Below are 11765 nucleotides of genomic sequence, written 5' to 3' on the forward strand. Positions count from 1 at the left end.
GTTTCCGAGCGTTGTAGTGGACGGCATGCCGACTCGGATTCCCACGAGACGGGAATGCCGAATGTGCTATTTCCGGTCGGGGAACACGAGTTGAAATGATGCCTGAAGAACAGCTCTTCAAGACCGAAGACGTGCACACCCGATCGGAGATCGCACAGACGCTCACCGCGGCCGCGGAACAGATCGAGTCCGGAACGGTGGAGCTAACGAGCGCGACACAGGAGCAGTCGGTATCGATTCCGGACGAGCCGACGCTCGAAGTGGAGCTAGAGCGACTGACGGACTCGGAAACGGGCGAGCAACGATACGAACTCGAGTACGAACTTCGCTGGACGGAGTGATCGGCTTCTCGGCCACGTGAACACGCCCTCGTACGATCTATTGCTCCCTCCGATCGGGATCCCGAGTCAATCGTCCGTCGCAGGAACCCCGTCGACGGTGTCGTCCCCGGCGGGGCCGTCAGCAGCGTCACCGCGTGGGAAGTTGTCGATCGTATCGGCACGGAAGGCCGTCTCGTCGAACGCGTAGTCGCCGTCGAGGAACTCGAGTAGCGTCCGCGTGTCTCGCATGGCATTTTTGAGGCAGGTCGAGGCACCCGGCGACGGCGTGATGTTGAAGATGATGTCGTCGCCGATGATCTTCGCCTCGCCCATGTCGAGGGATTTTTGGCTCGTATCGACGATCTGTGGTCGAACGCCGCCGTAGCCGGTCGCCCGTTCGAGATCCTCGAGTTCGACGTTCGGCACGACCTTCCGGACGTTCGGGAGGAACTGACGTGGACCGACCTCCGGAAGGTCGTACACGAGATTTCGCAGGACGTAGGGAAGGAGTACTCGATCAGAGAGGATGTTGGCGTAGCTGAGCGCCGCCGCCGCGTTCAGTCCGAATACGTCGAGGAAGTCCGACACCGTCGAGAGGCGTCCGCGTTCGAGCGTCGGAACGAGCTTCGCGGTCGGGCCGAACCGCGTCACGCTCGGATCGTGGACGTCCGCGTCGCCGTGAACCGCAGCGAAGGGCAGTTTCTTCATCTGCAGGGTGTACACCTTCCCGTTCAGGAGGTCGTCGGCGAGGAAGAAGCTCCCGGCGACGGGGAGCAACACCTTGTCCCCCCCGTAGCCGAGCTCTTTCGCAATCTGGAGGCTGTGGGAACCGGCGGCGACGACGGCCGCCTCACAGTCGAAGCGGCCGTCCGTCGTGTCGATGGTGTAGCCATCGAGCGTCGGCGTCACGTCCGTGACTTCCGTGCCGGTGTAGACGTCAACGTGGGGTTCTTCGGAGGCACGGTCGACGAACGATGTCGTGGTCCGACCGTAGTCGACGACGTAGCCATCCGGCGTCTGGAGTGCGAGGAGATCGACTTCTGGATCGCGCCCCTCGACGACGTTCGGTTCGATTTCCGCGATCTCCTCGCGTTCGATCGGCTGCAGTTTGGGAAAGAGGTCGCCGAACCCCTCCTCGTCGTACCGCCGTTCGAGTTCCGACACCTCTTCGTCGCCGACCGCGAGGACCATCTTGCTCCGCCGGGCGTGCATCTCGTCATCGGGGTCGTGGGCCTCCAGGTAGCCCGCGAGCAACTCCGCCCCCTCTTTCACGTCTTTCGCCTTCTCGAGCGTGTAGTTGGTCTCGATATCACCGAAATGGAGCGTCTGGGAGTTGTTCGTGTGGTGGGAGTTGATCGCCGCAATCTCCGACTCCTTCTCGATCAACGCGATCGAGTCGATATTCGTGAACTTCGCGGTCGTGTACAACAGCGACGCGCCACTGATTCCACCGCCGACGATGACCAGATCGTATTTCCCTGCCATGGCTGTTCCGTGGTGACTACGTCCACGGTAAGAGTCCAGACTAATAACTCATTATTTTCTCTGATTTGAGGTCGACAATTAACGAGAAGAGGTATCGACAGTACGTCTCATCGAACCGGGGTCCAGAACCTCATTCCTCGTAGCAGGGTAGCTACCACCGATGGAGTGCACGCGACCCGTGATTCCACGACAGAATGCCGAGAAACGTCGCGACGCCCGACAGCGCGGCGAGTCCACCCGCAAAGAACACCCACTCGATACCGAACTGGCCCATCACCCAGCCACCGACCAACGGAGCGAGGACGCTCCCTGGTTTCCAGACGAGTGACCGGACCCCGAAGCTACTCGTGATGCCCTCGCCTTTCCCCTCGTCCGCGAACAGCGCCATGCTCGCCGGTTCTCGAAACGCGTCCGCGATCCCGAGAAGAGCGTTGAGAACCAGCGCCACTACGACGGCGCTGGTGATCTCCCCGGCCATCGGAACGGAGAGCGTGAGCAGGCCATCGAACGACGGAGCGAACGGAAACGCGAGCGCAATCAACCCGTACGCGCCACCGCCGAGAAAGACGAACAGCGCCCGACCCTGTCGATCCGAGAAGCGCCCGGCGATGGGCTGACAGAGCATATTCGTCAGCTTCTCCGCTGCAAGGACTGCACCAACGACGACGGTACCGGACGCCAGCCCGCCTTGGGCCGCCGACACACCGACGAAGATCGGCACCCAATTCCGAACGAGCGACACGGCCACGGCGTACTGAGCGCGAAAGCTGGTGAGTGTCACGATCCGGCGATTCACCGCGAGATCGGTAAACGCAAAGCCCGTGACAGTGTTTTCGTCGCCGTCGACGAACAGCCAGACGCTTCCGGCGGCGATGATCAGGAGGATCGCCAGCAGCCCAAACAGGATATCGAACCCGGTGAGCGCGAAGAGGATGCGGGCGCCGATTGTCCCCGCGATACCGGCGGCCATCCGGAAGGCGTTGTACTTCCCGATGAGATTGGCGCGCCCGTCGCTGGGTGCGAGTTCGCCAACCAAGGCGAGGCTCAACAGGCCCGTGCCGGTGAGACCGAGTCCTTGGAGGAATCGGTCGGCCCGGTGGCGATAAGGAGCGAACCAATGAGAAAGGACAGTTCCCACGACGCGTCCAGAGCCAGTCGGACGGCTATCGCCGTGCCGAGAAGGGCGATACCCGCCCCGAGAGTGATCAGTCGGAAGGCCTCATGAGGGGTCTGTCGCAGTTTCGAGAGCTTCAGATGGAATGCACCCTCGAAGACGATGATCGCGACCGAGAGACCGACGATGGCCGAGAGCGGTTCAGGGCCACCGAAAACATCGAGACCGACGATGTCGAGGCCCTCGGGACCGACGAGAATGCCGGCGAGAATGAGAAAGAGGACGCTCGGGATTTCCAGCCGGTCGGCTAACACCTGGGCGGCGACACCCAGCCCTAAGATGGTCACGACGAGGGGAATCAAACCGGACCCGGTACTCACAGGGATCGCACCTATCTGGACGGGACCACTCCCGGTATAAAACTGCCGTGAAGTCTCCGTCCAGCGATTCGAGCAAGGATCCAGAGGATGTATCGAAAATCGACAATTTGTTTGTGTTTTTGATAACGGTGTCTTGACGGACTCCTGACCGCGAGACAGTCGTCGACGACGCCGAGTTCGGTAGTCCAAATCCACGGGTATATACGCCCAGGCAGTCAGTTACCACATAGCCGAAACACGCGTTGTCCCCGAGAAGGTCGTGTACTCTGGACACGTCGACGAACGGTCCGATCCGGACGGGGCGTCGAAGCCAGAGTCACACCGGCTCTCCTTCACCAGGCGGACTTTGACGAGTTCTGGGATCGCTCTGATCGGACCCCAACTATGGAAATCGAAATCGCAACTATCGGTGGCTACGAGGAAGTCGGCCGCCAGATGACGGCCGTCCGTGCCGGCGACGACATCGTCGTCTTCGACATGGGCCTCAATCTTTCTCAAGTACTGGTTCACGACAACCTCCAGACGGAGGAGATGCATTCGCTCGACCTGATCGACATGGGTGCCATCCCGGACGACCGGGTGATGAGTGACCTCGATGGCGACGTGCAGGCTATCGTTCCGACGCACGGCCACCTCGATCACATCGGCGCCATCAGCAAACTGGCACATCGCTACGACGCCCCTATCGTCGCTGCGCCCTTTACGCTCGAACTCGTCAAAGAGGAGATTCAAGACGAGAGCAAATTCCTCGTCGAGAACGAACTCATCGAGATGGACGCCGGCGAGACGATGCCCATCGGCGACCGGTGTAAACTCGAGTTCGTCAACGTCACGCACTCGATCATCAACGCGATCAATCCCGTCCTCCACACGCCCGAGGGAGCCATCGTCTACGGACTCGACAAGCGGATGGACCACACGCCGGTCATCGGCGACCCCATCGACATGAAGCGGTTTCGCGAGATCGGCCGCGAGGGGGAGGGCGTCCTCTGCTACATCGAGGACTGCACGAACGCGAACAAGAAGGGACGAACGCCGAGCGAAGCCGTCGCCCGAGAGCAACTCCACGACGTCATCCAGAGTCTCGAAGACTACGACGGCGGGATCGTCGCGACGACGTTCTCGAGCCACATCGCTCGCGTTACGAGCCTCGTCGAATTCGCCGAGGAGATCGGTCGCCAGCCCGTCCTTCTCGGGCGCTCGATGGAGAAATACTCCGGCACGGCCGAGCGCATCGGTGCGGCGAGCTTCCCGGACGACTTGGGGATGTACGGCCACCGCAAGTCAGTCGACCGCGCGTTCAACCGAATCATGGACGAGGGCAAGGAGAATTTCCTCCCAGTCGTCACGGGCCACCAGGGTGAACCCCGAGCGATGCTCACCCGGATGGGTCGCGGCGAGACTCCCTACGAACTCGACGACGGCGACAAGGTCATCTTCTCCGCTCGCGTGATTCCGGAGCCGACGAACGAAGGCCAGCGCTACCAGTCCGAGAAGCTGCTCGGGATGCAAGGGGCGCGGATCTACGACGACGTCCACGTCTCCGGCCACCTGCGTCAGGAGGGTCACTACGAGATGCTGGACGCGCTCCAACCACAGCACGTCATCCCTGCCCATCAGGACATGCAGGGCTTCTCCGGCTACGTCGACCTCGCTTCAAAACAGGGCTACAAGCTGGGTCGTGATCTCCACGTCACCTCGAACGGGAACATCCTCCAGTTGGTCTAACTTCCCGCGAACCCATCAACTCGCAAAATAACAACTGGTTCCCCGAGTCCGTCGTCTCGTGAGAATATGCAAGACGAACGCCTCGACGTCGAACTCGACTTCGGCGAAGATGGCCGAATTCCTGCGATTGCACAGGACGCCAAGACGGGTGATGTGCTGATGCTCGCGTACGTGTCCCCGGAGGCGCTCGCCGCAACCCAGAACACGGGGCTTGCTCACTACTACTCTCGGAGTCGCGACGAACTCTGGCAGAAGGGCGGCTCCAGTGGACACGTCCAACGGGTCAAAGAAATCCGCGTCGACTGTGATGGTGATGCACTGCTCTATCGAATCGACTAGGAAGGTGGAGCATGTCACACGGGCTATCGCTCCTGCTTCTATCGGACGATCGAAGGCGAGACCGTCGGCGAGAAAGTCTTTGATCCGGACGATGTCTACGAATAACGGTTCTGTCGGTGCGAAATAGCAGGAGGTGGATTTGAACCACCGATCTCCAGGTCATGAGCCTGGTGGAATCTCCGAGCTATCCTATCCCGCTACATACCCCTCTGTGAAAGTCGCGGATAAGCGTTGAGAAGTCGTCTTCGTGTGGGAATTAGTCCCTCGATTTGTCGCCCAGCTGCGTCCATCGCCAAACAATCTCGCCGGATATAGCTGTGTATTCACCTTTCGAACGGGCGCCACAATTCTCACACACCAGTGTGAAAATTCCATACTCGTCGGTCTCGACCTCCTGTTGGGTACTGCAGTCGGGGCAGGTTACAGTCGAGTCAGCCATTGTCAGCAGCGCACCTATGGAGCAACCGTTCCCTCGAGCTTGGTTTTATCGAGAATATCCCCGACGACCCCGTCAACGAGATCGTCTTTCTCAGTTGTAGACGGCAGTCCGAGCGTCGTTTCGAGGGCGTAGAGCCGAAATCGGTAGGTCTGTTCTTGTCCAGTTGGGTTGGGTCCACCGTATCCGTGTTCTGCAAAATCATTCTGTCCTTCTGTCGCCTGCTCTGGAGCCCACCCTTCGGGAATCTCGGTCAGAGTGGGGGGAATATCCCACACGAGCCAGTGATTCCAGATCTCCTTCCTCGAAGAACGGGGATTCGGACTATCCACGATCAACACCAACGAAGCGGTTCCCGCTGGAATACCGTCGATGTCAAGTGGCGGATTGACGTTCTCCGCCGCGTATCCGTAGCGATCTGGTATCTCCATCCTCGAAGGCCGGACTCCGTAAGATCAGGTCCGTCATGCTCATCACCGTCTGGCGTATCGAACCCGATACGAAAGACATGTAGGAATGCTATGACCGACTGAAAAAGCTTCGTAAGCCGCTAAGAGCAATCACTGTACGAGACAGTAGAAATTCGATTACATATCAATTTCTTCGAGGGTTCAGCAGCTACATCACCGAGTTCACTAGTCTCAATTTGGGGGGGTAACGCTCTCGGACCGTCTCCGCGGAATTGTCGAGTTACCGCACGGCGATCGTGTAGTCGAACGGCCAGACGAGGACTTCACGTATCTCTCTTTGACTGCTGTGCGGTACGAGATAATCGTGTTTTGGATGAGCGATATCGGTTTTCGTGTCATCTGTGACCTCTAGAGAATCGATTGTATCCTATCTGTCGTGGTTGACGTGGCTGAAGATCCTCGTCGAGAACCATAGTAGCGTTTGGAACTGTTTGCACACCTGATCGCCAGACGACATACGATCAGGTATGCCATGACTTACAAAGGCTACTATACCAACAGATCACGAGCGTACTCGTCACGTCGCTCGTCGATGATATCCTGTCGTTTCCCTCGATCAACTAGTTCGTCTTCGCTCATGTTCTCAAACTGTTACGGAACAATCTCGACGCTATCTGTCGTTTTCAATAGAGTACTATTCTCAACTACTGACGCACAGTGGAAGCTGAGACTTCGCTCAAAAGAAGATGTAACGCGTAGAGACGTGAGTACTCGAAAGTAGCTACCATAATTCTTTGACGAGAGCAGTAGTCGCGTTATCGACGATATCATCCGTCAGACGACCCTGCCAGAAATCGATGTCCTCGTGGCCGATCGATTGCACACTCCATGGAATGATCCGGCTCTCGTCTGGCGTACCGCCACGAAGCCAGCTCTCTTCGGGAATTTCGATGAGCCCATCCATCCATGATTTCGACGTCAGCGTGAGCGCGATATACTGCTCGCCGTGGAACGGACGACCTTCGTGGTTCGAAAGAATGAGCCAAGGCCGAGCGTCCTCGTTACCTTTGAACAGGTCATCGCCGTAGACGACGTCGCCACGTTCGAAAATCGGTGTCTCTTCGTTGGTCACTGTTCATCCTCGACACTCGGAGTGACCCGCTGGGCGCGTGTTTGCGCCAAGACTCCTTGTCTTCTGTGCCGAGTTGCTCGTTGAACAGAGCAGTCGTCCGTTCGTAGCCGCTGTACCCCTCGAGTCGCTCGTCGTTGTCGGTTATCGCCCAGTACGCCGCCTTGTGTTCGACCAGACCGCAGTCTTTCAATCGTGAGAGTGCAGTGCTGACCGCGCCCTCGTCGGTGCCAATCTGAGAGGCGATTTTGCGGGCCTTGAACGCCCGATTTTCATTGGCGGCGAGAAATCCAAGGACTTGATCAGGCACGGAGAGCTCTTCGTGTTCTCGAAAGTGTCTCGATCGATGGACATCGTTGAATGAAGGTACGTCATCCGCTGTAAAGAGCGTTAGGAGTGAAAGCAACGAAAATATCGAAATCACTGTTGCCACGAAGCGAGTTGCGGACCGTATGCATTGAGACTGCCAGCCTCTGCCGCCGGCTTCCGTATAGCGACATATGATTTATCGACGGGGGCGGACGCTTTAACCCGCTCCGGTCGAAGGACAGGGTATGTGTGGGCGGTACACCCTCTTCACGCCGGCCGAAGCGTTGGCCGACCGATTCGGGACGCGGACCCCGGATATCGAGCCCCGCTACAACTGCGCACCGGGACAGGACCTGCCGGTGGTGACCGGCACGGACCCCGATCGGTTCGCCCGCCAACGGTGGGGGTTAGTGCCCGAGTGGGCGGACGACGACACGAATCCGCCGATCAACGCCCGGGTGGAGACGATCACGGAGAAGCCAACGTTCGCCGAGGCGGTCGAACACCGGCGGTGCTTGGTGCCGGCGGACGGCTTCTACGAGTGGGTGAGCCGGGACGAGGGCAAGCGACCGTACCGGGTCGCGTTCGAGGACGACCGCCCGTTCGCGATGGCCGGGATCTGGTCGCGGTGGGAACCCCCGACGCGACAGACCGGACTGAGCGAGTTCGGGAGTGGTGGCGAGTCGGACGATTCCGAACCCATTCACTCCTTCGCCATCGTGACGACGGAGCCGAATGATCTGGTGAGCGACCTCCACCACCGGATGGCCGTCATCCTCGACCCGGACGAGGAGTCCACGTGGCTCCACGGATCGGTCGAGGCGGCACTCGACTGCTGTGAGCCGTCCCCCTCCGACGACCTGACCGCTTACCCGGTCTCGACGCGCGTCAACGACCCCCGGAACGACGACCCGTCGCTGGTCGAACGGGTCGGCGAGGCGGCGTGAACGGGGAGTACCGGACCGTATTTATATTTGTGAACGAGTAACTACATCGATACGCAAAGCAGGTACGCACACACAAATAATGGGCATTTCGGGGTGCCAATTTGGTGCTACAATTCTAAATAAAGACCTTTATCCCCCTGTGTAGGACCACTTTGAAGTAATCGGCAGTCGAGGGACCGATATGGCAGACGACTCCGTTCCGGTGAAGACGTACGTGCCGCCGTACCAGAAGGAGCGCTGGCGCGAACACGCCGACCGCCTCGGCATGAGTCAAAGCGAGTTCGTCCGGACGATGGTACAGGCCGGCCGCCGCGACTTCGCCGTGCCCGAGCATCCCTCCGGCGAGAAACCCGACGAAGAGGTATCTTCGGGGCTCGAACCCCAGGTGAAAGACGCCCTCAGCGGGGAAGACCACCGTTCGTGGGACGACCTGCTCGAAGCGGTGACCGACGGCGTCGAGGGCCGACTGGAGGAGGCCCTAGAGTCGCTCCAGGAGGCAAACGCCGTTCAGTACAGCGGCCGCCACGGCGGCTACCGGCTGGTGGAGGAGTCGTGAGCGACGTCGACGACCCCGTGGGCTACTTCCTGCAGGATATGACTTTCCACGGGAAGACCGACCGGACGCGAGCGGCCTACGAACGCGTCCTCCGAGATTTCGAGACCTTTCTCGCCGACGAGCGGGGGACCACTCCGGCAACAGCCGAACACCGGGACTGTATGGCCTGGATTCATCGCCTGCGTGGCACCGTCGCCGAGAGCACCGTCGCGACGTACGCCGCCTACCTCCACCGGTTCTACGCCTACATGGCCCAGGTCGGGACGTTCGACGCCAACCCGATGACCCTCGTTGCCGAGGAGATGGACGAACGCATCAACACCGATCCGACGCGTCGCGAAATCGCGATTCCCGAGATGCGCGACTTTCTCGCAGGGGTCACCCACCCTCTCGATCGCGCACTCCTGGTGACGATGCTCAAGACGGGTATCCGGGTCGGAGAGCTCTGTAACCTCGATCTGCGAGATGTGTCGACTCCGGCGACCCGGGAGGCCCTCGACGTGTCGATCCGACCACAGCTCGACGGCCGCGGCGACGCCCTGTTCGTCGCGGCCGACCGCGCCGTCGGCGACGAAATCGAGGGCGAACGCCGGACCGCGGCCAACAAGCGCAAACGCGCGACGGTGATCCCGGTCGACGACGAGTTGCGGACGACACTGCGTCGCTGGCTCGCGATCAGACCCGACCCCGTCTCGCGGGCGGAGCCGTTGTTCGTGAACACGCGCGACGACTGGGGCGAGCGCGTCACCCCCCACGTCGTCCACCACACGGTGGAGTCACACGCACGCGAGCGGGGCTGGCACCGCGACGGCGGCGGCGCCGAGGAGAACGTAACCCCCCACTACTTCCGGCATTTCTTCACGACCCACCTCCGGGACCGAACCGGTGACCGCGGCATCGTCAAATACCTTCGTGGCGACGTGGCGAGTGACATCATCGACACGTACACCCACGACTGGGGCGATCGGGTGCGCCGTACCTACGAAGACCACATCTACCAGCTGGCTCCGTCCGCGTGAATCCTATAAATCGCATATTGCTATATCAAATGCGGGCGTGACCGCTCAGTCGAAGGCGGGGCCGGCCCGTCTCATAGTGATCATTGTAAGTCAGTACCGGTGGTTCGCCGACCCGTTCTGGCGAACCACCGGTAAACAGTTACAATAAACACTATCAGTCGCGGCCGGTCCAGAAGTCGAACGAGCGCCCCGGTGCGAAGACATCGAGGCCGACGGCACGTTCCTCGCCCGTGTTCTCGACGCGGTGAGTCTCCCACGCGTCGAGGTGGACGGAGTCGTACTGCCCGAGGGTCACCCTGTCGTCGTCGGTCGAGACGGTCAGTTCCCCCTGTAGAACGAGACAGACCTGTTCGTTCTCGTGGTCGTGCATCGGCGAGGAGTGACCGGGCGGCTTCTCGAACCACTCGAAGCTGAAGCGGTCGCTTCCGGCCATCGCCACCCGGCGCCAGCCGTCGTCCGGTTCGTACGTCTCCGCCTCGTCGAAGGATATCGGTTGCACGAGGGGGGCCTCGGCGTGTCCCGTCTAAAGCGTTGGGCCGACAGTATAAGGCCTGCCCACCCGAGTGAGGGCACATGACCCACGGGCAGCGGACGGTGGAACCGTGACGGTGCAGTTGCCGAGCGAAATCGTCGTCGACCGCTTCTTGCCGACGGTGCGTTCGATGCTGGCGGCCGAGCTATCGGATCGCGGGTTCGCACAGCGGGAGATAGCCAGCCGTCTCGGCGTCTCACAGGCGGCGGTGAGCCAGTACCTTTCGGGAGATCGACACGTCGAGGAACGCTTCGCCGAGGAACCACGGCTGCAGGCGACGGTCGAGCGGATCGCCGAGGGGTTCGACGCCGGCACGATGGACGACTACGAGGCCCTCGCCGAACTGCTGGAACTCGTCCGGGCGTTCGAGGATCGGGGGCCGATCTGTGCGGTCCACGAGGAGGAGATGCCGGCACTTTCGGGCATGGGCTGTGATCTCTGCGTGCGCGGGCGCGATTCCGGGATACAGGCCGAACGCGAGGTGCTGTCGAACGTTCGTCGGGCGGTCCGGCAGTTCGCGAACGCCACGGGGGTCCCAGCACACGTCCCGAACGTGGGAACGAACGTGGCGATGGCGTTGCCGGACGCGGTCGACGAGACGGACGTGGCGGCCGTCCCCGGGCGCATCCACGCGATGCGGGGCGGCGTAAACGTCCCCGCGAACCCCGAGTTCGGCGGGTCCCACCACGTGGCGACGACGCTTCTGGCGGCGACGGCCGCCGACCCGAGCGTTCGGGGGGCGGTCAACCTCGCGACGAGTGAGAACCTGCTAGCGGCGGTCCCGGCGGGGATGGAGGCCGTCGCCTTCGACGCGGCGTACGAGGACCGCCGCCGACGCCTCGACGCACTCTTCGAGTCGGGCGTGCCCCGGATCGTCTACCACGAGGGGGCCTTCGGTATCGAACCGATCACGTACGTCCTCGGGACGAGCGCCGTCGACGCCGTCGAGACGGGGACGGCACTGGCCGCCCGCGCGAACGACGGACGAAACTGACCGCCCGTACCGTATGCCGCAGTAGCGATCCGACGGCCACCCCTAAGTCTAAACGGCACGGGCACGA

General features: G+C 61.1%; 11 protein-coding genes, 1 tRNA gene and 3 pseudogenes. 7 read left to right on the top strand and 8 right to left on the bottom strand.

Going from position 1 to position 11765, the window contains the following annotated elements:
- Nucleotides 1–98 precede the first annotated feature (98 nt).
- On the top strand, nucleotides 99–341 hold the full coding sequence (locus tag HALNA_RS12690) for an amphi-Trp domain-containing protein (protein ID WP_049938059.1): 243 nt from the start codon (nucleotides 99–101) through the stop codon (nucleotides 339–341).
- Between the two features lie 66 nt (nucleotides 342–407).
- Here the strand turns inward: HALNA_RS12690 and HALNA_RS12695 are convergent, their stop codons facing one another.
- The 3 genes and pseudogenes from HALNA_RS12695 to HALNA_RS12705 all read right to left on the bottom strand — a co-directional run.
- Entirely contained in the window at nucleotides 408–1805 is a 1398-nt protein-coding gene (locus HALNA_RS12695) for an FAD-dependent oxidoreductase (protein ID WP_049936728.1), read from the bottom strand.
- A 151-nt stretch (nucleotides 1806–1956) separates the two neighbouring features.
- Nucleotides 1957–2853, bottom strand: coding sequence for an MFS transporter (locus tag HALNA_RS12700; RefSeq protein ID WP_211226018.1), 897 nt, complete (start codon nucleotides 2851–2853; stop codon nucleotides 1957–1959).
- A gap of 38 nt (nucleotides 2854–2891) precedes the next feature.
- Nucleotides 2892–3299 (bottom strand): annotated as a pseudogene (locus HALNA_RS12705) (cation:proton antiporter domain-containing protein); the annotation flags it as partial.
- A gap of 384 nt (nucleotides 3300–3683) precedes the next feature.
- Here HALNA_RS12705 and HALNA_RS12710 point away from each other — a divergent pair.
- Both HALNA_RS12710 and hisI read left to right on the top strand, forming a co-directional pair.
- Nucleotides 3684–5027: a ribonuclease J gene (locus tag HALNA_RS12710; protein WP_049936731.1), complete on the top strand. Its 1344-nt coding sequence runs from the start codon at nucleotides 3684–3686 to the stop codon at nucleotides 5025–5027.
- 66 nt (nucleotides 5028–5093) lie between these two features.
- A pseudogene (gene hisI, locus HALNA_RS12715) lies at nucleotides 5094–5471 on the top strand (phosphoribosyl-AMP cyclohydrolase).
- Nucleotides 5472–5490: 19 nt separating this feature from the next.
- On the opposite strand, the gene HALNA_RS12720 reads toward hisI, so the two are convergent.
- From HALNA_RS12720 to HALNA_RS21220, 4 genes and pseudogenes are all read right to left on the bottom strand, one after another.
- Nucleotides 5491–5565, bottom strand: a tRNA-Met gene (locus HALNA_RS12720).
- Between the two features lie 254 nt (nucleotides 5566–5819).
- On the bottom strand, nucleotides 5820–6233 hold the full coding sequence (locus HALNA_RS19430) for a YbhB/YbcL family Raf kinase inhibitor-like protein (RefSeq protein ID WP_245576031.1): 414 nt from the start codon (nucleotides 6231–6233) through the stop codon (nucleotides 5820–5822).
- A gap of 760 nt (nucleotides 6234–6993) precedes the next feature.
- On the bottom strand, nucleotides 6994–7344 hold the full coding sequence (locus HALNA_RS12725) for a type II toxin-antitoxin system PemK/MazF family toxin (protein ID WP_049936732.1): 351 nt from the start codon (nucleotides 7342–7344) through the stop codon (nucleotides 6994–6996).
- Nucleotides 7341–7695 (bottom strand): annotated as a pseudogene (locus tag HALNA_RS21220) (MarR family transcriptional regulator). Before HALNA_RS21220 ends, HALNA_RS12725 begins: the two are co-directional and overlap by 4 nt.
- Nucleotides 7696–7895: 200 nt before the next feature.
- Between HALNA_RS21220 and HALNA_RS12730 the strand changes: the two are divergent.
- From HALNA_RS12730 to HALNA_RS12740, 3 genes are all read left to right on the top strand, one after another.
- Nucleotides 7896–8597: an SOS response-associated peptidase gene (locus HALNA_RS12730; RefSeq protein WP_049936733.1), complete on the top strand. Its 702-nt coding sequence runs from the start codon at nucleotides 7896–7898 to the stop codon at nucleotides 8595–8597.
- Nucleotides 8598–8778: 181 nt separating this feature from the next.
- Nucleotides 8779–9153, top strand: coding sequence for a DUF5805 domain-containing protein (locus HALNA_RS12735; RefSeq protein ID WP_049936734.1), 375 nt, complete (start codon nucleotides 8779–8781; stop codon nucleotides 9151–9153).
- Nucleotides 9154–9191: 38 nt separating this feature from the next.
- Nucleotides 9192–10172 carry a tyrosine-type recombinase/integrase gene (locus tag HALNA_RS12740; RefSeq protein ID WP_049938060.1) on the top strand — a complete coding sequence of 327 codons (981 nt, stop codon included), beginning with the start codon at nucleotides 9192–9194 and terminating at the stop codon, nucleotides 10170–10172.
- A 154-nt stretch (nucleotides 10173–10326) separates the two neighbouring features.
- Here HALNA_RS12740 and HALNA_RS12745 read toward each other — a convergent pair whose 3' ends face one another.
- Nucleotides 10327–10671: a cupin domain-containing protein gene (locus HALNA_RS12745; protein WP_049936735.1), complete on the bottom strand. Its 345-nt coding sequence runs from the start codon at nucleotides 10669–10671 to the stop codon at nucleotides 10327–10329.
- A gap of 103 nt (nucleotides 10672–10774) precedes the next feature.
- Here HALNA_RS12745 and HALNA_RS12750 point away from each other — a divergent pair, with 103 nt between their 5' ends.
- On the top strand, nucleotides 10775–11698 hold the full coding sequence (locus HALNA_RS12750; protein ID WP_049936736.1) for a thiamine-phosphate synthase family protein: 924 nt from the start codon (nucleotides 10775–10777) through the stop codon (nucleotides 11696–11698).
- The last annotated feature ends 67 nt before the right edge of the window (nucleotides 11699–11765 follow it).

Source organism: Haloplanus natans DSM 17983, from assembly GCF_000427685.1.
Lineage (GTDB): Archaea > Halobacteriota > Halobacteria > Halobacteriales > Haloferacaceae > Haloplanus > Haloplanus natans.